Source organism: Paenibacillus kobensis NBRC 15729 (genome assembly GCF_004000825.1).
Lineage (GTDB): Bacteria > Bacillota > Bacilli > Paenibacillales > Paenibacillaceae > Paenibacillus_T > Paenibacillus_T kobensis.
The window spans coordinates 1-21,464 of the sequence record NZ_BILZ01000015.1 but is presented as its reverse complement, the minus strand read 5'-3'; the positions used below and the strand labels follow the sequence as shown (position 1 = coordinate 21,464).

The window sequence follows — 21,464 nt, the reverse complement described above, 5'->3', positions numbered from 1 at the left end:
TTATGACGGACCGTCGAGGTCCGTTGTCAGCTTTTCCCACCCCATGCTATGATGAGGGAGGAGGTGTCTGCATGAGTCAAAACGCTTACATTCGGCTGGTCAAGAGCTCAGCCGCACCGGAAGGCGTTACGCTTTCCGATTTGGAGCAATCGCTGCATGCCTACCAAGACGCGGTGCGCCGTACCGGCAGCCAGCTTGATTGGGAATACGAGAACGCCGCCTTTCCTTACACGATCGAACCGGTTACTCCGCCTTCGGAGAAGGAGCCTTCTTGGCTCTATCTGCGCGGCAGAGAATCCCGTTACCGACACATCGCCTTAAGCGCCATTCCTGCGGACACCGGCTCGGAAGACAGCTGCCCTATCGTGCAGATTGCCCTTCCCGACGGAGCAACACATGGGGATAAAAGCAAAGCTAACGAACTAAGCCGATTTATCGCCCGCAGTCTCAAGGCAGAGCTGCAGCTGTTCAACGGACGCATCATGTACTACAATCCGCGCAAATAACAGCACAAAAAACCGCCTGCGGCTAGCCACAGGCGGTTGTCGTTGCTCATATTAGACAGCAAAACTTAGTTGTTGCCTTGCTGTGCTGCAATCTCATCATAAAGCTTCGTAACGCGGTCCCACTCTTCGTCGTCTTCGATGCCGACAAGGAATGCTTCCTCGTTCTCTTCTTCGATGCGGAAGATCAGGCCGTCCGATTCCGGATCGTTGCGGTCAATCAGAACCGCATATACTTGATCTTGCGATTCGAACGTGTAGACCATTACCATCTCACGCTCTTCGCCGTCTTCGTCTGTCATAATAAATACATGCTCTTCATGCTCGTGATCGTGGCCGCAGCCGCAATCGTCGCCATGTTGGTGCTCATGCTCGCTCATTCGTTTTACCCCATTTCGCTCATTAATACGCCTCAATGTGCATACACCCTCGTATCGTATCACGTTCCTAGTTCGTGGTCAAACGAAAAGCTCCGCTCCCCATAGACTGCGAATGAGGACGGAGCTTGCCTTTATTGTGCTGTTATTAACTTCTCCGATACTTGGCGCCATTCGTCCGCTTCGGTCGCTTTCATATAGAAACGAACCGAATACTTGCCTGCGGAGTCGAAGTTGTACTTGATGTCTTCTGTCCGGAACCAGAAGTTGTCTTTGGATACGTTCACGGTCTGCTGCTGAATGACTTTCTCTCCGCCGAACGGATCGAAGATCGATACCTTCACTGCCGCGACGTCCGTTAACAAATTGTCGATCTGAGCGAACACTTTGAACGTATAGCGGTTGCCTTTATTAACATTTCCGAATATAACATTGTCCTGGAACAGAAACATATGCACGTTCGGTTTATATACGGTAACCTTCTTCGCATTCTCGTCCCAAGTGACCAGCGCTTGAAGCGTACCTGCAATTGGCCGAAGTGGCAAATACGTCTTGCCGTCCTGCAGCAATCCCGATTCATCCAATTCGCTGCCGTTAACAATGACTCGAACCTTCTGTACGGCGGAATCGGCGAATATCATGCTTCCTCCCCACACCGACAGCAAAATCAGCGCAATGATTACCTTTCTAGCTTTCATGAATGCAAACCCTCCATCGCAGTTCTGATGAAAGGTTATACTCGCCATATTGTCCAAAGTTGCGCCACAATATGAAACATTTACGAATAAGTGTCCAGGTGGTTACACGCTGTCGCTCCGTGTAGAAACTTGCGCTTCCCCGGGAAATGATCATGCCGTCCGAAGCGCATGATTTCCCGGCATGTTACTGATAATATTTCGTCAGCGGACAAGGGATGCCTTGGCCGACGGCACCCGGCTCCTGCATGCGCTCCCAATACTGCATGCCGCGGGCACAAGGGGTTTTGCATACTGCACAAGTGTTCGAGAGCACCAGCTTCATGAACATCTGCTTGCGGTCCGAGGCGGTCTTTTTCTTCTTCTTTGACGCTTTCGATTTCCCCTTGCTCATTCGTCCACACCTTCATTCGCATATTCATAGAAATGGTTTATTTCCATGATATGTAGGTGCGGGCGGACGCGTACCGGAACGGCAGCAGGATTGGGCGGCTGACGATGCAAGGACCTCACTCGCCGTCCGGTTTGCAGCTGGGGCATCTCAATGCTAATGTTATGAACAAATCCACTCGACGGAAATGAGGCCGCATGAACCGATGAAAGCTACCATAACCATGATCGGAACCGGCGACGCATTCGCCCAAAATTACGCCAACAACAACGCCGTTATCCATGCGGACGGCTTCCGACTGCTTGTCGATTGCGGCTACACGGCTCCAACTGCCTTGCAGCGGCTCGGTATGCCATTCAGTGATTTGGATGCCGTACTCATCAGCCATACGCATAGTGACCATGTTGGCGGTTTGGAGGAGCTTGCTCTCGAGATCATGCACACCTATCAGCGAAAGCTGGTGCTTTATTTGCCGAATACGCTTCGTGATCCGTTGTGGGAGAAGCTGAACAGCGAGTTGGCTCAAGAGCCTCTTCCGTCACTTGACGACTACTTCACGGTTAAGCTGATTCCGGTCGACGAGCCCACCGGCATTGCGCCGGGTCTTATTGTCGAGCCGGTCCAGACCGAGCACATCGACAATAGGCTCAGCTACTCGTTCATCATCAACGAACGTTTCTTCTACAGTGCCGATATGCGGTTTAATCCGAAGCTGCTTCATCAGCTTGTGAATGACCGCGGCATCCAGCTTATTTTTCACGATTGCCAGTTGAGCTCCCCCGGCACGGTGCATGCCAGCTTGGACGAACTGCTGACGCTGCCCGAATCGATTCAAACGATGACGAAGCTGATGCATTACGGAGATACGATGCCCGACTTTATCGGCCAGACGAGCCGGATGACATTCCTTGAACAAGGCATCGCTTACGAATTCTAATAATAATAGCAGTCCAACAGCAAAAACGGGACCAGAACAGCCAAGTAAGGGCTCATGCCCCTTTAGCCATTCCGGTCCCGTTCCTGGTTAATGCCCTTAAACAATACTTCGCCTGCCCCTTAGAACAGAGGCAGTTGATCCAAGTTGTTCGTAGGATCGCCGTCCGCATCGCCGCGAATATATGTTTCGCCATCTTTACCTTTAAAGGCGTTAACGCCTGCAATTTGGCCCGATTGAACGAGCTGCAGCGCTTCCGCGTAAGCCAGTTCACGGCCTGATGACGTCTTGAAACCCGTTAAATCGCCATCTCCATTTTTACGCACTGCTACGATGGACTCCCGATTGTCCTGCACCATCTTAACACCTTCCTCTAGTTCGTCATATTGGACGGAAGCTCTTCTTGCATCGCCGGCGAATACAGCTTGTCCACTTGATTCGAAGGCGACTGATGGCCGTTCATTTGTTCGCCGTCCCACTCGCCGTATACTTGCTCCCTAACACTGCTCCCATAAACATGAGAGCGGACTGAGGAAGAGGTCAGCGACTGGCTGAACCACCCCTGCTTATGAGCCGCACTGTAAGCCAACACGCACAGAAGCGACGCAGCCACTATGCCGACGGCTGCGCCGGACCATGCCGACACGTTCTGCTTCAACTAACAACGCCTCCATCGCTAATACCAACGTACGTTGTTAGTGTTGCCCGTTGAGACATTTTTCAATCTTTGCGCGATTCCTTCGGCAGCTTGCGCCGCCAGACGAACGACTCGTCATATGCAAGCGAATCCTTGATCACGAACCTCGCTACATTAACGATTACGATGCCGACAATGCCGAACAAACCGATCAGCCATACGAACAAATTGGCGTATTCCGCCGCCATCCAAGCATCCGCCTCCTAACGTCTTTAGAACAACGTATGCGCTTTCTGGGCGAAATAGAACACGGAATGACGAATAGAGGCACTGCCTCGAGTCATACTAATGGCGGTTCCTTCTTCACTTATTCCGCTCGAAAGGGGTGCTGTCCCATGACGCACAATTTGGAATCCGACTACGACTGCGCGAATGCGTCTGCCGATTTGCCCGATTTGATCGCTCAGTTGCAAAGCTTGCAGAACCAGCATTCGCTGTCGGATGAACAGCAGCAGCTTGCCAACCATCTGGACAACCAGATCCGATTCATCCGCAACAAGTGCGATATTCCAAAGGATCTTTCCTAACGGCTAGCGCATTATTCGAACCACAGCGACTGCTCCCCTCTGCTGAGGCGATGAGCAGTCTTTTTTATATTAGAAAAATGTTGACTGTGCCATATGGATTTGCTATATTAATAAACGTCCCTTTCGGACAACCTTTCCATTATGATCTGTTAGCTCAGCTGGGAGAGCACTATCTTGACAGGGTAGGGGTCAGTGGTTCGAGCCCACTACAGATCACCATACTTTACACACCATCCTCTTGAGACGGCGATCTCAAGAGGTTTTTTGTTTACCTTGGTCGTAACTGCTGACAATGCTCAAATTACGGTTTACAGGTTGCCCTACGCCTATCGCACAAAAAATTATTGATTATGCAAATAAACTATAGACACGCGCTTCTGTCCGTGATATATTATTTCATGTCGCTTCAAATGTGATCTGTTAGCTCAGCTGGGAGAGCACCATCTTGACAGGGTGGGGGTCAGTGGTTCGAGCCCACTACAGATCACCATTTAACTTCATACCGCATTACATATGATCTGTTAGCTCAGCTGGGAGAGCACTATCTTGACAGGGTAGGGGTCAGTGGTTCGAGCCCACTACAGATCACCATATTGTATACACTATCCTCTTGAGATGAGTCTCAAGAGGTTTTTTGTTGTCCCGATGCCGACTACAGCTCTGGCGAACCTCCCCCACTCTCCGTTGCATACGATATGGCGGAGGGATCACGAATGCCCGATTATCGCATTATTGTCGACTTGTCCGACCGGCGCCTTTATTTGCTCGACGGCGACGTCGTAACGCGCGCATTCCCGATCGGCATCGGCAGGATGCTGACACAAACACCGACCGGCGAATACCGCATTGTGAATAAACAGCCGAACCCAGGCGGACCGTTCGGTGCGTTCTGGATGGGCCTCTCCCGCCCTCATTACGGCATCCACGGCACGAATAATCCCGCTTCGATCGGCGGCCTAGTATCGCATGGCTGTATCCGGATGTATAATCAAGACGTATTGGAGCTGTCCCGCCTTGTGCCGATCGGCACTCGCGTAACCATCCGCAACTAGAATCACCTTTATCTAGCCTCTGCAAGAAGCTGCCGGCCTGACAGCATCGGAACCGCTGTGATGTTCGGCAGCTTCTTCTTGGCATTTGGACAAGCATGATTGATTGTGGCAGCTGCAACATTTTGCCTTATGGCCGCGTCTTTAAGCGTACAATCCATTGCGAAAGGGGCTTCAACGATGAAAAGGAAAGCTTCCCTCCTCCTTATTATGACGACCTGTCTGCTTGTCTTGCTGGGCCAATCCGTCTATGCCTTCTCCGATACTCAGGGCGACCCTAACGAAAGCCAAATCGAAGGTTTACACAAGAAAGGCATTCTATCCGGCAACGGAAGCAAGTTCAACCCGAAAGGCAAACTGTCGAACGCAGAAGGCATCGCGCTGCTTGTGAAAGGCTTCGATCTGAAAGACGACAACGTCTACATCAAAGAACCAAAAGCGAGCGACTCCTTTACGAAGGTCAAAGACGATGCTTGGTATGCCCCAGCGTTCGTTATCGCGCATGCCGAAGGCTTGGATCTCCCTCGGGACATTGAGCCGGCCGCTGCAATGACGCGTGAGCAGTTCGCTCATTATTTGTTCCAGGCGATGACTGCGGACCGTGAACTCGCCTTCATTCAGCTCGCCATTCTATACGATGATGAAGACCAGGTTACCCCTGCTTACCGGAACAGCGTCCAGAATCTTCTCATCACGAACATTGCGAAGCTGGATCACTCGAAATTTAACCCAAAGCAGTCTATTACACGCGGCACGGCTGCCGGATGGCTCTATAACGCCATCCAATTCGTCAAGGATCAGGAAGATGGCTCGAATAATGGCGGCGGAGGCAGCAATGCTTACGACATGAAGCTGAGTGTACAACCCGTCAATCCGTCGATTAACGAAGTGACCGTCACGGCGACGCTGCCGAATCCAGGTTATGGACTCCGCATCAGCTCCATCACGTTCCGCGATCAAACCGCTGTCATTGCGGTAGAAGTCAAGCACCCGGATCCAGACCGCGTGTATCCGCAGGTGCTGACGGAAGCCAAAGCCGTTACTTACGTGTCGGCCGAGTATGCGCCGGTTCTGGATGATACGAACGTCAGCGTGACATCCAGCTCGGCAAGTACAGGAGCAATCAGCATTGCAGTCCCGGAGAGCAGCGTATCTGCCGCTTCCTAACGCCATCAAAAACGCATCCGCTTATCGCGGATGCGTTTTTTGATTTATTCCGTCTGCAGAGGAGGAATCGCCCAATCGATCGGCTCGCAGTTCCATTGCTTCAGGAACTCATTCGCCTTGGAGAAAGGACGGCTTCCGAAGAAGCCTCTCCTTGCGGACAGCGGGCTCGGATGCACCGTCGCAATAACGCCATGCTTTGCCGTATCAATATACGACCCTTTCGCCTGTGCATGATTACCCCATAGAATGAACACAACAGGTTGCTCACGTTTATTCAGAGCCGCGATGACGGCGTCGGTAAGCTTCTCCCATCCCAACCCCTTATGCGAATTCGGCAGCCCCTCCCGTACCGTTAGCACGCTATTAAGCAGCAGCACGCCCTGCCGGGCCCACGACTCGAGCGAGCCGTGCGCAGGCGCTATGCAACCGATATCGCTCTCCAGCTCTTTATAGATATTGCGCAGCGAGGGCGGAATGGCGATGCCGGGCTGCACAGAGAAGCTAAGCCCATGCGCCTGCCCTTCGCCATGGTACGGGTCTTGTCCGAGTATAACGACACGCACCTGCTCATATGGTGTAAATTCTAGAGCGTTAAATATTTGGCCACGCGCCGGAAATACGTTCCCTGCAGCATACTCCGCATCCAGCTTATGCTGCAGTTGCTCGTAGTATGGCTGTGCCCATTCGCCCGCAAGTTTGTCCAGCCAATCCTGCTGCTGTATCGTTCTCATTTGCTCACCTCAATATTTGCTACCATTAAGTATAACGGCCTCTCCTTCACGCGGCAATTGGAGGCGCTTCCCCCGATGCATCCATTTGCTTTCCTCCCCTTAATTGTAATATGCTCATAGAGTGGCTCAGTCGTGCCGACTAACGCTACGGGAGACGGAGGAGAAAGAGAGAATATGAATACCAACTATCCAATGGAACAATTCAAGATGTTTAAGAACACGATCACTCGTTTTCTGATGGCTTACAAGTTTGCGCTGGACGAGATGGAAACCAAAATCGAAATATTAAAAGAAGAATTTCATCTGCTGCACGACTATAACCCGATTGAACATACGAAGTCGCGGCTGAAATCACCAGAAAGCATTATGAATAAGGTGATGCGCAAAGGATGCGACCTGTCGCTCGACAACATCCGGAACAACATTAAGGACATTGCTGGCTTACGAATTACGTGCTCATTCATCTCCGATATATACCGGATCAGCGACATGCTGCACCAGCATCACGATCTGCGAATCGTAGAGGTCAAAGACTATATTAAAGACCCGAAGCCTAACGGCTATCAAAGTCTCCACCTGCTGATTGAAGTACCGGTCTATATGTCCAACGGACTCGAGCGCATCTTCGTCGAGGTGCAAATCCGTACGATCGCGATGGATTTCTGGGCAAGCCTGGAGCATAAAATATTTTATAAATATAACGAAGCCGTCCCCCTTCATCTGCTGCAGGAATTGAAATCAGCGGCTGAATCGGCGAACGCGCTCGACCGCCAGATGGAGCGGCTGCACCGTGAAATTTCGGAGATTAAAGAAGCGCATGCAGAAGCCGAGAACGAACAATTGAAACGGATCATGATCAGCAATCAACAGTTTCAAATTCCTGCCGCCCTGCTCGAACTGATCGGCGACGTAGGTGACGAGAAGAAATAAGTATCCTCATCCTAACCAAAAGGCGCCAGCAACCACTTTACGTGGTACGCTAGGCGCCTTTGTTCAACTTAACCGGAAGCTTCCGCTTTATGGCCGTTCAGCCATTTGTCCGCTTCCTCGATAATCGTAAGATCCCGCAGCAATGTAAACCGTGAGGAATGATCCTTCAACACCGCTGCGGAATGCGAAAGCGTACGAATGGCATCCTTCATATGCATCCAGTTCAAATTCATCCCAAGCCGTTTCTCTTGCGCCGTTAACATGACAGGTCCGCAATCATTCGACGCCTTCGCTATATAACAATAAGACCGCTGCATGAAGTTGTTTCGATTCTTATGCTCTTCGATGTAGCCCAGCGTATGAACGATTTCGCAGACGTAGCCCGTCTCTTCCTTAATCTCGCGAACGAACGCCTGCTCATAATTTTCACCCTTCTCTACTCCGCCGCCAGGCAGCTTCGACAGCTTGAGGGTTGCCAAATCCATCATCGCTATTTGCTTCTTTTCGTTCAGCAGAACGCCTCTGGAAGCTACTCGGGATACAAAAGGCAGCAATACGATTCTGCCGCCGATAAAATCGCTGTCTGTAATCGTGCGAATTAGCTTCACAGTCTTCACCCGCATTCTTTATGGACTATGGATCCGTTAAACCGAAAATCATTTACATACGCATTATATATCCGCTATATTTCGACAACCCGTCATAAAACTCCTTCCGAGATATGAAAGATGTTCACCTGAATCGGAACCAAAAAGCCCCCTTCACCGCTAATCGGCAAGGAGGCTCATTGGACTAGACTTGCACAGCCAGCCTAATTCATATACATGGACATGTTGCCGTGCACAAGGTCGGACCCTTACAGTTATTCTCCAAAATACCGAACAAATTCATTAACAGGTTTACGATAACCCCGAGGCCGAAAACTTTCCGTTGCCGACTTGCCGATTGTAATCATCATTACGGGAACCAACTGTTCGGGCACATCTAACAAATTCGCTAGTACTTCTTCATCAATACTATGCATCGGACAAGTATCCCAACCTTTTTCCTTGGCAATCAGCATAAATTGCATAGCCGATAAGCCTGCATTACGTAATGCATCTTCTCGTTGAAAAGCTTCTCCACGACTCTCATAAAATTGAATCGTATTATTCACTGTCCGATCGTATTCTTCTTGACTCAAAATGCCTAATGCTTTCATGCCCTCATTGAGACTTGCCGCATGCAAATGCGCCTTAGTATCGCCAAAAACGAAAATAACGGCGGAAGCGGTTTTCACCTTATATTGCTTGTAAGCTGCTTCGTATATCTTCTCAATTAGATCACGATCCGTAACGACATAATAATGCGTATGCTGCAAGTTATAAGCAGATGGAGCATACTTGGTTAGATTTAATATTTCGTCCAGTTGATCTCGCGATATCTTTACACCTTCGACAAAACGGTTAGCCGATCTTCTTTCCTTAAGAATCGATACAAACTCACTCATACAATATCCTCCATACACTATAAATAATTTATTTACTTGATTTATGTAACTATCTGAAGTAATTATAATCTATAAATACAACATTCGAAAGCATATTCTCTTCATGTTATTAAGTTACTTGTAACAAACGCTATTCTGTAAATCGATTACGATTTGTCCAGTTCAGAAAATGCGTCTTCTAATCTAGTTGAGGCAACCTTCTTTATTTTCATTAATCAAGACAAAATAAAAAATCTCCTTTTCAAAATCTGATCGAAGTCAGATACTGAAAAGGAGATTCATCCATTTCTTTGCCATAATCCTGTGTACCAATTTTAGCTTTACAGGATTAACGCTTTGATAGGCGTTTTCGAATTCTCAAAAACCCTATAAAATCAAGTGGTGCCGAGGACGGGGGTCGAACCCGTACGGTGGTCACCCACCGCAGGATTTTAAGTCCTGTGCGTCTGCCAATTCCGCCACCCCGGCACGGGTGAAAAAAGTAATTCTATGGTGGGCCCTGAGGGACTCGAACCCCCGACCAATCGGTTATGAGCCGACCGCTCTAACCAACTGAGCTAAGGGCCCTCCTGACAGCCAACTCATCGTTTGGGATGAATTGCTGAATGGAGACAAAAATTAATATACTATATTCCATTACATCAAGTCAACCATTTTTTTATGGAAATACTCGCTAGCCGGCAACTAAAAAAACATAGAGTGCCGTCAAGGGACGAAACGGACGCCGTATCTGCCTTTACGCGAACGGAATACTTCTACCTCGGACGGGCTCTCGTAACCATAGATCCACCAATCATTCTCCATCCGCCGCACTAAGCAGCCCGCTTGAAATTTCGTTTCATACAACCTTCCCCAGTAGATCCATTTCATCATTCCCGCCTCCAGAGCTGGTGTCGCAATGTTGTTGTCTTTAATGTACCCAAATTCAGCGAAAACAAGCAACTTGTTTCCATATTGCTTCCCATACCTCTCCAGTCGCTCTACAGTCGCTCTTACCTGGCCTCAAATAACCGGACATAGCAAAACAGCCTCCCGCTCCGCCGTTCCTCAGAACGGGCGTGACAGAAGGCTGCTTGCTTATCAAATATACATGAGTTCGTTAGATCTTTACCTTTAGACCCTTACCCTCCGACGTTCACTTCAACCGCGTCCATCGCTTCAGCATCCGCTTCGCCGGATGCTTCTTTCAGCTTCTCTTCGTCCGACTTCACTTCAATCGTCGTGTCGTCTCCGTCTTTCTTCTTCGTCTCCAGCTTCGACAAAATCTCGTTGCCCTTCGTTTCCCACTCGGCAAGCGCTTCTTTGGCTGTCTTCGTTCCTTTGACAACTTCGGTGAACAGATCGTTACCCGGATTCTGCGCTTCCCAAATGCCCGGCTTCGTGCGGTACAGAGCATCTGCATCGGTAGAGGTAGGCGGGATCGGCTTCAACGAATAGAATGCTGCAATGTTGAAGTTAGTGCTGCCGTCTGCTGGCTTCAAGAACTCTTTGCGTGCCGTCAGCTCGTACTGGCTGCGCGACTTCAGCTTCGCCAATTCGCGGCTGTTGCTGAACTTAATAAATTCCCATGCATCATCCGCATTCTGGGCCTGTGCATTGATCCCCATCAGCTGGCTCAAATACATGTTGCCGCCGATGCCGGCTGCTTCTTGGAATTGAGGTACCGTTACGACATCCCATTCGATAGGCTTATAATCCTTAATTTTGTCCGCACTGGCATTCGCCATATTCAGCTCGTTCACGTAGTTGTATTCCGCGATAACCATCGCAGTACGGCCCGACATGAACCAGTCATTATCGAGCGGGTTATAGCCGCCGTTCGAATTGTTTTTGCTTTCGTTCACCTTGTTAATATCGTCTTGATCCGGGGTGATGTCGTCTTTATACAGCTTCGCGACGGTGTTCATCGCACCTTCCCAGCTGGAGTTGTTTACGAGCATTTTCTCGCCCTTGTCGTCCCACATTTTGAGTTGAAGCGCAGACGCATAGTTCTGAACGTCCCACACGCCGTTGCTTCCCGGCCAGCGGTTGAACATGAATCCATACTTCCGGTCTTTGCCTTCTCCCTTCGCAACACGGCTGGCAAGATCGATCACGTCCGGCCAGAACATGTTGTCCGTAGGTGGCGTTACGCCTGCTTCTTGGAACAATTTCTTATTGTAAAACAACGCCGAGCTGCCGAATGTCGGCGACAGCGCGAACAGACTATTGTCGCCCACCTGCTTGATGCCATCGATAACGGTCGGCACATAGTCGGTCAGATCGAACTTATCCTGCTTAATAAGCGGGTCGAGCTGCTGAAGCAAGTTGTCCTGAATCATGCGCTTCAACTGATTGTAATCGATGATGACAACGTCAACCGGATTTTGTCCTGTCAACAGCTTTTTGTACTCTAGATACGGATCCGGCTGTTCCTTCTGAGGTTCGTTCGGATCGTACGTTTGGTACCGTTGATCATCCTGATTGATCGCTGGAACGATCTCCAGTTCGATATTCGGGTGCGAGAACTCGAACATATCGGTATATTGCTGGCGGAAGTATGACTCTTGGTCTTTGCCGCCGTACAGCGTTCCAATCCGAAGCACATGCTTCTCATTCGAATTGCTCTTCTCTCCGCTGCTGCAAGCAGCAAGCGCTGGTACAACCATTGTTAGCGCAACCGATGTCACTGCTGCACGTTTCAGCCAAACTTTTCTGTTCATAATGATTACCCCTCCAATGATTTAGGCGGCAAGATGACGATTCGCTCTCCGTCGAACTCGATTGTCGCCTTATCTTTAATGCCAAGCGCCGACAAGTATTCCTTAGGCACCTGCAGCCTGCCTACGCGGTCGACGACCACATAAGCCTCATGGACCTGCTGCAGGCTGCCGGCGCCCGCTGCCATCTCTTCGTCAAGATTCGGATTTCGTTTAATAAACTCGGTACTCGTCAACCCGTCGCGGATCGCGACGACACGGTCTACCTTGCTCGCGAGTGAAAGGTCGTGCGTTACGATAACGACTGTAATGCCGAGCTCCCGGTTCATCCGCCGAAAAATATCCATAATCATATCCGACGTACGCGTATCGACCGAACCAGTCGGTTCGTCCGCCAGCAGCATCTTCGGCCGGTTCGACAGCGAGATCGCGATGGCAACCCGCTGCTGCTCGCCGCCGGACAACTGCTGCAGCTTGTTATGCATACGTTCCTTCAGACCGACCCATTCCAGCAGTTGCTTCGCGTAAGCACGGTCCAGCTTGCCCCGAAGCATCATCGGCATCTCGACATTCTCGAGTGCGGTCAAATACGGAAGCAAGTTTCTCGCATTGTTCTGCCAGATGAAGCCGACTGTATCCCGTTTGTACTCAACGAGTTGCTCCTCTGTTATCTTGAGCAGATCCCAGCCGCCGACCGATACCGAACCGGCCGATGGCCGATCCAGTCCGCCTAGAATGTTCAGCAAGGTCGACTTGCCGCTGCCGCTGTTGCCGATAATCGCCATCATCTCGCCGTCTTCGACGCGCAAGTTCAAGCCTTGCAGCGCTACAACTTCGAGATCGTCGGTTTTATAAATTTTGACTAAGCCTTCGCAATCGATCATCGGTTACCGCTCCTCTCCCATTTTGACCGCTTGATGCACGCGCAGCCTGCGAATATGTAGGAGCAGCAGCATTGCACCGATCATAATCATGACCGTTACGACGGCGTACAGCTGATTGGTGTCCTTCGAATCGAAGACAACCCTAAACGGCGGAACCGAATTGGCGACGTTCTCCGTCGTCTGCAAGAACGGCAGGAACAGCTTGCTGGCGATCTTGCCTATCGCAATACCTAGCCCGATGGACAAACCAGCCGTGAACAGCTGTTCTAACAGCAGCATGCCGGTCAGCTGAATACGCGACAAACCCATTGCCCGCAGTACGCCGAATTGGACGACCCGGCCCGACAGGTTGAAGAACCAGTACAGCACATAGCCGGTCAAAGATATCATAATCGAGACGAGGAAGCCTAGACTCAGAATACCGAATACGCCGCCGCGCGTCGGATGCTTCGACTGCGTGAGCAGCTCCGCACGCGAATCTTTGACATCGGCAAGCTCAATGCCTTTCTGCTGTAGCGTCGTCATAAGAGGACCAACCAGCGCTTTCGGCTTCATCTTCAGCCAAACTTCGTAAGGCATGATTGGAACTTGATCATAAATGTAATCCAGATTGGCGATAACGAACGGCGACTGATCCGGATATTGACTCGGCCAGTACGGCAGAATGCCCGCAATGGCGAACTCGATCATGCCGTCCGGCAAGCCGACTTGGATCGTATCGCCGAGCTTGAGCTGGTATTTGTCCGCCACGCTGGACGGAATGATAGCCGCTTGCTCGAACAATCCAAGATTGTTCAAATAGTAGTACGGATGAACCGGATACAGATCGCTGCCGAACCATGCCACTTTGGAGAAGTCGACGTTATCGATTCCCATCAGCGTTCCTTGGCCGACCGATTTGTTCGCGACGACGACATTGCCCTTGGTCTGCAATACGCGGGCTGCAGCCTCGACGCCATCCAGCTCCTTGAATACTTGGAATGGCGGTTCCGTATAGTTAATGCGAGACGGTACGGCACCTCCGCCCTGACCGCCGCCTCCTTGGCCACCTCCTTGGCCACCGCCTTGCCCGCCTCCTTGACCGCCGCCTCCGCCCGATTTGGACAGATCGATCTCCGGTGAACCGCTCCATACCGTCTGAATAATGACGTCGGTGCCGTACTTATACAACGTGCGCTCCGTCGAGTTCAGATCGATCGTACGCGCCGCCGAAGCGTTGTATACGCCAAGACCTAGCGTAAGAATAAGCAGAATCATAAGCGGATAATAACCTTTGGCCGAACGCGACAGCTGCGTAAGCGTCAGATAGAGCGGCACCGGGAGCAGCTTGCGTCCGAGCCAATTGAACAGTTTAAGCAGCCATGGGAATATACGCAGAAAGAATAGTCCTAATGCGAAGATTGCAATGGCCGGAACGAAGAACAGAAACGGCTGAACGTTCAATTGGTCGGTTGTCATGCCGGTCTGGAACGAAATCATTTGCCGTTCGTTGAACAAATACCAGCCGTAGCCGGCAACGCCGAGCAGAATGACATCGAGGAACCAACGCTGCCAGACCGGACGTTTGTCGGATCTCGCAAGCTGCTGCTTGTAGCTCACAATAGACGAACGGGCATAAATTACAGCCGGAATGACCGTTGCCAGAATGGCCAGCACAACGGCAGCGACGCCCGCAATAATCGCTTCGGTCGAGAAGCCGACCGGTATCGACTTGCGGTCGACGAACGTTAGGAAGCCATTAGCTGATCCGATGCTCTTCGCCATGAACCATCCCAGCATCGGACCGACGATGAGTGCCACAATCCCAAGCAATACTCCTTCGAGCAAATAGATCATAATAATTTGTCTTGTTCGGGCACCGCGGCTGCGAAGCACCGCAATATCGGACCGCTGCTTGTCGAGCGCTTGCCGGGCGTTCATCGCGATGAAGTAGAATACCATCGCTATCATCGGCGCTGCCAGCGTGAACAGCAGCGTCTGCAGCTGTAAGCTCTGCTTGCGGAACTCCGATAGCGTCGAAGCGAACGAAATTTCGATCTTCGTATCTTTCAGTTTCTGATACAGATCGATGTTAAGCCTCTCAAGCGTCCGCCCTAACGGAGACAATTGGCTCGTCTTGATTTCTCTAAGATCGAAGGCATAATACCAGTTCGCCATATGAAGCGGCACATGCTGCTGCTCGAGCAACCCCTTCACGAATGCATCCGATCCGATCTGCAGACCGCTCATCATGCTCTCTAAGCCTTGATACCAGTAAGGATCCGTATCCAGAATCGGTTTGTAAGCTCCGACGATCTTCACCTTCAACGTCAGATCAAGTCCGCCGTACACCGGATATTCAAATTCATCGTCGATATGGATATCGTTGCGGTACATGGCTTCTTCCAGCATGACCGCTTCGATCGTATCGCCCGTTGCCGTACTGTCATTGAACCAGCGGCCCTGCGTCACCTCGACCTTATCCTTCAACCCCGACATCGTCATGAGCGTCATCTGACGTACGCGGCTCGGATCGACCTTCGTGACATCGACCGGCACAATCTCCGTGCTGCGAACCGAATACGTCCGGACATCCGTCGTTACCGGAAACCCGATTCGCGACGGCACGTCATCTTTAATGTAAGAATCGACGTCGTTCAATGCTTTCAAATCCGTCTTCGAGCCGGCAGTCGCTTGATTGCGGATAAGCAAGGAGCCTGCTGGCAATCCATCGCTCTTCTCCTGCAGCGATTGCGCAACGACCCGTTTAAGCGCCCCATCCGTATACATCGGAATACTTGTCGCGAATGCGACCGCAATAACGAGGCCGACGAACGTACTGAGCGTCAGCCAACGCGTGTTCCACATTTTACGGAACAGAAATCGAAACAGCGGAATCCCCATCGATTATCGACCTACGACTTTCTGCCCCGGTGTCAATCCTTTCAGGATTTCCGCTTCCGTTGCGGTTTGCTGGCCAACCTCGACATCGACCTCGCGCTTCGTGCCGTCGCTCTCTACTACCTGTACATAGGAACGGGAACCAATGCTGCGAAGTGCCGACAGCGGAATGACGACGGCATTCTCCTTGCGGTTAACGATAATATTAACGGACAGCGGCGTTCCGCGTTTCGCTTCCTTCGGCAGCTTATCAAGCTGCACGAGCAGAAAATCTTCCGGACGCTCCGGCTTCTGCTGGCCGTTCTGGCTCGGGAATCCGCCGTTGCCGTTATTGTTCTCTTGATCATCCGATGGCAGCGGGAGCTGCTTGACGATGCCCTTCACTTCGCCCACGCCGTTGATGTCCGCGATGACCGGCATGCCAATCGCCACTTGCGCCAGCTCATCCTTGCCCAGCTTCGCGGCAGCTGTTAATTGGGATGTGTCCGCTATGACGCATACCGGGTCATAAGCTTTAAGCAAGTCACCCTTCTGCACGTTTAATGAAACAACCGTTCCCGAGAATGGAGCTGTAATAACCGATTTATCGATTTCTTCCTGGAAGTCGACCAGTTCTTGTCGGCCTTCCTCAAAGTCAATGACCGCCTTCTCGAATTCGATCGGGTCCATCGTGTCCTTGTCGCGGAGTGTCTGCTTCATCGCCACTTCTCTGCTGCGGAAATCAAGCTGTTTCTTCCGCAGCTGCTTGCGCAAATCATCGACATCAAGCTCCGCGATCGTATCGCCTGCTTTCACATTCTGGCCGTTCTTCACGTACAGTTCCTTGATCCGTTTTTCGTTGAGCGTAAAGTACATCGTTTCTTCCTGCATCGAAATCATTTTGCCGACGGACGATACTTTCTTCTCCAGCGTAGCCGTTGTCACATCGTACTCTGGCTTCTTCGATATCGTCGGCGGCGTAATCGCCGGAAGAACTTCCTCTTCTTGTTCCTTCGGCAGCAAGCCGCAGCCGCCCGCCGTAAGCAGCGAGACGGACAGCATCACTGCTGCGCCTCTCTTAAATAAACTTTCCGTCCACCATCTCGTAAACATGGTCGGCAACCTCCAAAATCGTAGGATCGTGTGTTGTCATGCATATTGTCACTTGTTCTGTTGCGATGATATTTTGAAATACCGCCATAATCTGAGCTGACATCTGGGAATCAAGCTCCGCAGTCGGCTCATCCGCCAAGAGCAGCTTTGGCCGGTGCGCAATCGCCTTGGCGATCGCAACGCGCTGCTGCTCGCCGCCGGACAGTTCGAACGGACGGTGGTGCATTCGTTTCTCAAGCCCGACCAACCGGAGACAGTGCGTTACGCGCTCCTTCCATTCTTTCTTCGGAACGCCGGCCATACGAAGCGACAGCTCAACGTTCTCCCATGCTGACAACAGCGGCATTAGCGCAAAAGCCTGGAATATAAAACCGATATCCCGGCGTCTGATCAACGTTCTGTCGCCGTCGCCAAGCTTATGGAACGGCTGACCGTCGAACCATATCTCCCCTTTGCTCGGCTGATCCAGCCCTCCAAGCATGTTAAGCAGCGTCGTCTTACCCGAGCCGGACCGGCCTCTAAGCATGACAAGCTGATTCGGCATAATTTGCATCGTAATACCTTTCAACACATGCAGCGGCTGACCGCCGACTTGAAAGCTGCGTTCGACCGTGCTTACCGTCATTAACGGCTCGCCGGACGATGTGATCCTTGGCTTTCTTACCGGCAGCGATGCTTGCGCTTCCGTCACCCCGGATTGCGGCGACTGGTCGGCCACCGCCTCCGAAGATTCACCGGCCGCGACTTCCATCTCAGCCGTTATACTGCCGGGTTGCTTCGATTTTGATTTCGATCTCCATGCAGTCCACAAACCCATAGGCAGGCGGACACCTCCCCTATCACTCTTTCATTTTTCTCATTTATCCTTTAGACGGCTATCTTGGAAAAAAAGTTACGGCATTAAAGGAATATTTTTATAAAGAAAAATTAAGATGTTATGTATGGTGAAACATATTACCAAAAGAAGGGCCTCTTACACGGAACTTGGTTCGATCCTGTAAGAAGCCCATTATTTTGAGTCCGACTATGAGACTTTGAAATACGCAGCGGCACGCTTCAAATCCGATACGATCTGCTGCAACTGGGATGCTGCCTCCGACATGCTGCCCATTAAGGCAAGCTGCTGCTCGGCTGCAGCCGCAACCGATTGGATCCGGCCGAGATTAACAGCGGACACGGACGATGATTGCTCCGTGGAGGCACTCACCTGCTCTGCGCTCGCCGACAGCTGTTCCGTAATGGCCGAATTTTCTTGAAGCTGATCCGTCATTTGCTGCACGGATGCCGATATATGCACGAATTGCTCATCCAAAGCGGCGATACGCAAGCTGCTATGCTCAACTTCCCGCAGCGTCTGGCTCATATAACCTGATGCACCCGCTATATCTTCCTGCGTACGGCCGACGAGTTCCCGAATATTATCAGCGGATACGAGCGATTGCGCAGACAGCTTCCGAATCTCGCCGGCGACGACCGCAAACCCTCTGCCATATTCGCCCGCGCGGGCCGCTTCGATCGATGCATTTAATGAAAGAATGCTCGTCTGCGAGGCGAAAGCCGTAATCTCTTCCGCAATCTGGCCGATCTGGCCAGAACGGTGCTCTAATGTGTGCACAGTCTCAGACAACTGAGCCAGCGTCTGACCGACTTCGTTCATCTGCTCAATCAAACGGTCGAGCGCTTCCCGTCCGTCCTTTGCATTAGCCGATGTATGGATGGATTGATCCGCCATCGCCGTCGTATTGTCCGCAATCCGAACGATTCCTACGGTCATTTCTTCCATCGCCCGGTACGTTTCATCCGCGCTCTTTGCTTGAACTTCGGAGCCAGCCGTCACTTCTTGAATGTTGGCTGCAACATGAGTGGCGGATTCCGCCGTTTCCTTTGCTGCCGCGTACATTTGCTCGGCGGAACCCGCCACTTTGCCGGTATTGTCGACGATGCTGCCGATCATGGATTTCAAATTGCCGATCATCGAATCAGTACTTTTCAATATCGTGCCGAGCTCATCGCTCGAATAATTGCTTTCGGGCTGAACCGTCAGATCTCCGCTCATAATACGGGACGTCTTCGACGCCGCAGTACGGACGGAATTGCCGATCCGACGTAAAGTAAGAAGCAAACTGACCGCAAGCACGACGATCAGCACAATTGAGATGATTAGCGTCGATTGTGTCATCTTTTTATTGTCATCTTCGATCGCTATTATCGACTGATGAGCATAAGAGTCCAATTCGTCGGTAATTGAATTCAGCCCGGCTCTCCCGGTTTCGAACGCTTCGTTCTGCTCTGCGGTTAGTACGCCGCCATTGTTAATCGCTGCGCTGACGTCGGTGCTCCACTGGCCGAATTGTTGTTCGAAATCGCCGAACAACGCCCGAACCGGCTTATTCGAGCCCTCAGCCGTGGCGTCCAGCAGTCCTGCCTGTTCAATCAAGGTTTTCGCCGACTTCACGCGGTCCTGCGCCTGCTTCGTGTTCTCCTCGAATGATTTCGCAGCCGCATCCTTCGCTTCTCCCGCCTTTAGAGGAATCCACTGCAAATAAGCGTTCTGCGCCTGGTAGACATCACGGTCGGCATTCAATATATCGCTGCTAGCCTTATAGGCCGTCTCATACACTTGGTTCATTGCATGGTCGGATTGAGTGTTGAAGTAGCGAGGATAGTAAATAGATGAGAATAAGTACAACATGAACGGAATGGAGGTTAGAATAAGCATCTTCATTCTAAAATTAAGCTTGATCATACGCTGGTTTCACCGCTTTCTGAACTGATGACATTCATATCGGCGGAAAGGCAGCAATATGCAATAGTTTCCATGTAGATATTAAAATTATTGTGTCGAATTGTGAAATATTGTGAACATGAACATAATTCAGCAAAATAAAAAACGGCCATCCAGGAAAGCATAGCTCCCTTAATGACCGTTTCATTTGCATCGATTATTTGCCGAACGATTGCGGATCCTCGCGCCACGATTTCAGTGCTGCAAGATCGGATTCCTGCACCTTGCCGATCTCTGCCGCCACTTCAACCAGTGCGGAATAATTCGACAACGTCTCGAGCGGAATACCTGCGCTTGCGAATGCTTCCGTCGCCTGAGCGAATTGGTAGGAGAAAATCGCAAGCACCGCGTTCACGTTCGCGCCAGCCTCTTGCACGGCAATAGCCGCTTTCAGCGAGCTGCCGCCTGTCGAGATCAGGTCTTCGATGACGACGACGTTTTGTCCAGCCGTAATACGGCCTTCGATTTGGTTCTGTTTGCCGTGGCCTTTCGCTTTATCGCGAATGTATGCCATTGGCAAGCCCAGCTTTTGTGCAACCCAAGCCGCGTGCGGGATGCCTGCTGTTGCCGTTCCTGCAATGACTTCAGCGTTCGGATAGCGCTCGCGGATAACCGCTGCGAAGCCTTCAGCGATCAGATCGCGAATAACCGGATACGTCATCGTCAGACGGTTGTCGCAGTAAATTGGCGATTTCATTCCGGATGTCCACGTGAATGGATCGTTCGGACGAAGTGCCACCGCTTCGATTTCCAGCAAACTTTTTGCAATTTCACGTGGCAGCTGCTCTACAGATACCGTCGTCATACACTCATCAGCTCCTTAATAATCGATTCAAGCGCAGCGCGCGGGCTTGGCGCCGCCGTAATCGGTCTGCCGATTACCATATAATCCGTACCTGCTTTAATCGCATCGCTAGGCGTCATAATGCGGGACTGGTCGCCGATATCAGCGCCTGCCGGCCTGATGCCTGGCGTAATCGTCTTGAAGCTGCTGCCGCAAGCTTCTTTGATCGCGACAACCTCTTGCGGAGACGCAACGACACCGCCCAAGCCTGCTTCACGGGCCAGCTTCGCGTAACGAATAACCGCTTCGTTAACCGGACCGGCAATACCGATCTCGTCGTTGAGCACCGCCTGGCTCGTGCTTGTCAGCTGGGTCACCGCGATAACCGTCGGTTTGTTCGCGCCGGATACGCCTGCAAGCGCAGCCTCTACGCCTTCCAGTGCCGCTTCCATCATTGCTTTGCCGCCTGCCGCATGGACATTGAATATATCGACTCCAAGCTTCGTAATGCTATTTGCGCCGCCTTTGACCGTGTTCGGAATATCATGCATCTTCAAATCAAGGAATACATTATAGCCGCGCTCTTTCAGCATCGCTACGAATGCCGGTCCAGCTGCGTAGTACAGCTGCATGCCAACCTTCATATAGCATGGAATGCCGTCCAGCTCGCGCAGCAGCTTCTCCGCTGCCGATGCTTCCGGATAATCAAGCGCAACCATTACTCGTCCAGCTGCTTGTTCCAACGTCAGACCCATCGCTGCTGTTCCCCTTTCGACTTGCTTTAATTAACCGACGATATGAAGCCGGACATGGAAGGCGGCCATCCGCCGCCCGCCTGTCCATCGCCTTG

General features: G+C 51.3%; 24 protein-coding genes and 5 tRNA genes. 9 read left to right on the top strand and 20 right to left on the bottom strand.

What is annotated here, in order from left to right; genetic code table 11:
- The first annotated feature begins 71 nt into the window (after window positions 1–71).
- Entirely contained in the window at window positions 72–506 is a 435-nt protein-coding gene (locus PKO01S_RS11325; RefSeq protein WP_127531454.1) for a DUF1885 family protein, read from the top strand.
- A gap of 65 nt (window positions 507–571) precedes the next feature.
- On the opposite strand, the gene PKO01S_RS11320 is transcribed toward PKO01S_RS11325, so the two are convergent.
- The 3 genes from PKO01S_RS11320 to PKO01S_RS11310 all read right to left on the bottom strand — a co-directional run bounded on the left by PKO01S_RS11320 (window position 572) and on the right by PKO01S_RS11310 (window position 1,969).
- On the bottom strand, window positions 572–883 hold the full coding sequence (locus PKO01S_RS11320) for a DUF1292 domain-containing protein (RefSeq protein ID WP_127531453.1): 312 nt from the start codon (window positions 881–883) through the stop codon (window positions 572–574).
- Between the two features lie 131 nt (window positions 884–1,014).
- Entirely contained in the window at window positions 1,015–1,578 is a 564-nt protein-coding gene (locus tag PKO01S_RS11315) for a stalk domain-containing protein (protein ID WP_127531452.1), read from the bottom strand.
- A 184-nt stretch (window positions 1,579–1,762) separates the two neighbouring features.
- Complete coding sequence (locus PKO01S_RS11310; RefSeq protein ID WP_127531451.1) at window positions 1,763–1,969, bottom strand: hypothetical protein; 207 nt, start codon at window positions 1,967–1,969, stop codon at window positions 1,763–1,765.
- Between the two features lie 202 nt (window positions 1,970–2,171).
- Here PKO01S_RS11310 and PKO01S_RS11305 point away from each other — a divergent pair, with 202 nt between their 5' ends.
- On the top strand, window positions 2,172–2,903 hold the full coding sequence (locus PKO01S_RS11305; RefSeq protein WP_127531450.1) for an MBL fold metallo-hydrolase: 732 nt from the start codon (window positions 2,172–2,174) through the stop codon (window positions 2,901–2,903).
- A gap of 119 nt (window positions 2,904–3,022) precedes the next feature.
- On the opposite strand, the gene PKO01S_RS11300 is transcribed toward PKO01S_RS11305, so the two are convergent.
- From PKO01S_RS11300 to PKO01S_RS28770, 3 genes are all read right to left on the bottom strand, one after another.
- The gene (locus PKO01S_RS11300; protein ID WP_127531449.1) at window positions 3,023–3,259 is read right to left on the bottom strand and encodes a DUF3892 domain-containing protein; all 237 of its coding nucleotides are present in this window, start codon (window positions 3,257–3,259) and stop codon (window positions 3,023–3,025) included.
- A 14-nt stretch (window positions 3,260–3,273) separates the two neighbouring features.
- Entirely contained in the window at window positions 3,274–3,558 is a 285-nt protein-coding gene (locus PKO01S_RS11295; RefSeq protein ID WP_127531448.1) for a hypothetical protein, read from the bottom strand.
- Between the two features lie 62 nt (window positions 3,559–3,620).
- On the bottom strand, window positions 3,621–3,785 hold the full coding sequence (locus tag PKO01S_RS28770) for a hypothetical protein (protein WP_164779575.1): 165 nt from the start codon (window positions 3,783–3,785) through the stop codon (window positions 3,621–3,623).
- A gap of 147 nt (window positions 3,786–3,932) precedes the next feature.
- Here PKO01S_RS28770 and PKO01S_RS11290 point away from each other — a divergent pair, with 147 nt between their 5' ends.
- The 6 genes from PKO01S_RS11290 (at window position 3,933) to PKO01S_RS11265 (ending at window position 6,340) form a co-directional block, all read left to right on the top strand.
- The gene (locus PKO01S_RS11290) at window positions 3,933–4,124 is read left to right on the top strand and encodes a DUF2524 domain-containing protein (protein ID WP_127531447.1); all 192 of its coding nucleotides are present in this window, start codon (window positions 3,933–3,935) and stop codon (window positions 4,122–4,124) included.
- 143 nt (window positions 4,125–4,267) lie between these two features.
- A tRNA-Val gene (locus PKO01S_RS11285) sits at window positions 4,268–4,343 on the top strand.
- A gap of 195 nt (window positions 4,344–4,538) precedes the next feature.
- Window positions 4,539–4,614, top strand: a tRNA-Val gene (locus PKO01S_RS11280).
- 25 nt (window positions 4,615–4,639) lie between these two features.
- Window positions 4,640–4,715: transfer RNA gene (locus PKO01S_RS11275), tRNA-Val, on the top strand.
- 122 nt (window positions 4,716–4,837) lie between these two features.
- Window positions 4,838–5,176, top strand: coding sequence for a L,D-transpeptidase (locus PKO01S_RS11270; RefSeq protein WP_127531446.1), 339 nt, complete (start codon window positions 4,838–4,840; stop codon window positions 5,174–5,176).
- Window positions 5,177–5,353: 177 nt separating this feature from the next.
- On the top strand, window positions 5,354–6,340 hold the full coding sequence (locus PKO01S_RS11265) for an S-layer homology domain-containing protein (protein ID WP_127531445.1): 987 nt from the start codon (window positions 5,354–5,356) through the stop codon (window positions 6,338–6,340).
- Between the two features lie 44 nt (window positions 6,341–6,384).
- On the opposite strand, the gene PKO01S_RS11260 is transcribed toward PKO01S_RS11265, so the two are convergent.
- Complete coding sequence (locus tag PKO01S_RS11260) at window positions 6,385–7,071, bottom strand: uracil-DNA glycosylase (RefSeq protein ID WP_127531444.1); 687 nt, start codon at window positions 7,069–7,071, stop codon at window positions 6,385–6,387.
- A 174-nt stretch (window positions 7,072–7,245) separates the two neighbouring features.
- Between PKO01S_RS11260 and PKO01S_RS11255 the strand changes: the two genes are divergently transcribed.
- Window positions 7,246–8,001 carry a GTP pyrophosphokinase gene (locus tag PKO01S_RS11255; RefSeq protein ID WP_127531443.1) on the top strand — a complete coding sequence of 252 codons (756 nt, stop codon included), beginning with the start codon at window positions 7,246–7,248 and terminating at the stop codon, window positions 7,999–8,001.
- A gap of 68 nt (window positions 8,002–8,069) precedes the next feature.
- Here PKO01S_RS11255 and PKO01S_RS11250 read toward each other — a convergent pair whose 3' ends face one another.
- From PKO01S_RS11250 to pyrF, 13 genes are all read right to left on the bottom strand, one after another.
- On the bottom strand, window positions 8,070–8,609 hold the full coding sequence (locus PKO01S_RS11250) for an NUDIX hydrolase (RefSeq protein WP_127531442.1): 540 nt from the start codon (window positions 8,607–8,609) through the stop codon (window positions 8,070–8,072).
- A 254-nt stretch (window positions 8,610–8,863) separates the two neighbouring features.
- Window positions 8,864–9,490 (bottom strand): nitroreductase family protein, encoded by a 627-nt coding sequence (locus PKO01S_RS11245; RefSeq protein WP_127531441.1) that lies wholly within the window; start codon window positions 9,488–9,490, stop codon window positions 8,864–8,866.
- Window positions 9,491–9,869: 379 nt separating this feature from the next.
- Window positions 9,870–9,958 (bottom strand) — tRNA-Leu (locus PKO01S_RS11240).
- A 22-nt stretch (window positions 9,959–9,980) separates the two neighbouring features.
- A tRNA-Ile gene (locus PKO01S_RS11235) sits at window positions 9,981–10,057 on the bottom strand.
- Between the two features lie 138 nt (window positions 10,058–10,195).
- A complete protein-coding gene (locus PKO01S_RS28765) occupies window positions 10,196–10,363 on the bottom strand; it encodes a hypothetical protein (RefSeq protein ID WP_164779574.1) in 168 nt (55 codons plus the stop codon).
- Between the two features lie 248 nt (window positions 10,364–10,611).
- Entirely contained in the window at window positions 10,612–12,192 is a 1,581-nt protein-coding gene (locus PKO01S_RS11230) for an ABC transporter substrate-binding protein (protein WP_127531440.1), read from the bottom strand.
- Between the two features lie 5 nt (window positions 12,193–12,197).
- Window positions 12,198–13,073 carry an ABC transporter ATP-binding protein gene (locus PKO01S_RS11225; protein ID WP_127531439.1) on the bottom strand — a complete coding sequence of 292 codons (876 nt, stop codon included), beginning with the start codon at window positions 13,071–13,073 and terminating at the stop codon, window positions 12,198–12,200.
- 3 nt (window positions 13,074–13,076) lie between these two features.
- Entirely contained in the window at window positions 13,077–15,956 is a 2,880-nt protein-coding gene (locus tag PKO01S_RS11220) for an ABC transporter permease (protein ID WP_127531438.1), read from the bottom strand.
- Window positions 15,957–15,959: 3 nt separating this feature from the next.
- A complete protein-coding gene (locus tag PKO01S_RS11215) occupies window positions 15,960–17,045 on the bottom strand; it encodes an efflux RND transporter periplasmic adaptor subunit (RefSeq protein ID WP_127531437.1) in 1,086 nt (361 codons plus the stop codon).
- Complete coding sequence (locus tag PKO01S_RS11210; RefSeq protein WP_246070541.1) at window positions 17,011–17,862, bottom strand: ABC transporter ATP-binding protein; 852 nt, start codon at window positions 17,860–17,862, stop codon at window positions 17,011–17,013. The genes PKO01S_RS11215 and PKO01S_RS11210 overlap by 35 nt, the downstream gene beginning before the upstream one ends.
- 207 nt (window positions 17,863–18,069) lie before the next feature.
- Window positions 18,070–19,791, bottom strand: a complete 1,722-nt coding sequence (locus PKO01S_RS11205) for a methyl-accepting chemotaxis protein (RefSeq protein ID WP_127531436.1) — start codon at window positions 19,789–19,791, stop codon at window positions 18,070–18,072.
- A 196-nt stretch (window positions 19,792–19,987) separates the two neighbouring features.
- Window positions 19,988–20,635, bottom strand: coding sequence for an orotate phosphoribosyltransferase (gene pyrE, locus PKO01S_RS11200; RefSeq protein WP_127531435.1), 648 nt, complete (start codon window positions 20,633–20,635; stop codon window positions 19,988–19,990).
- Window positions 20,632–21,369, bottom strand: coding sequence for an orotidine-5'-phosphate decarboxylase (gene pyrF / locus PKO01S_RS11195; protein WP_127531434.1), 738 nt, complete (start codon window positions 21,367–21,369; stop codon window positions 20,632–20,634). Before pyrF ends, pyrE begins: the two co-directional genes overlap by 4 nt.
- Window positions 21,370–21,464 lie beyond the last annotated feature (95 nt).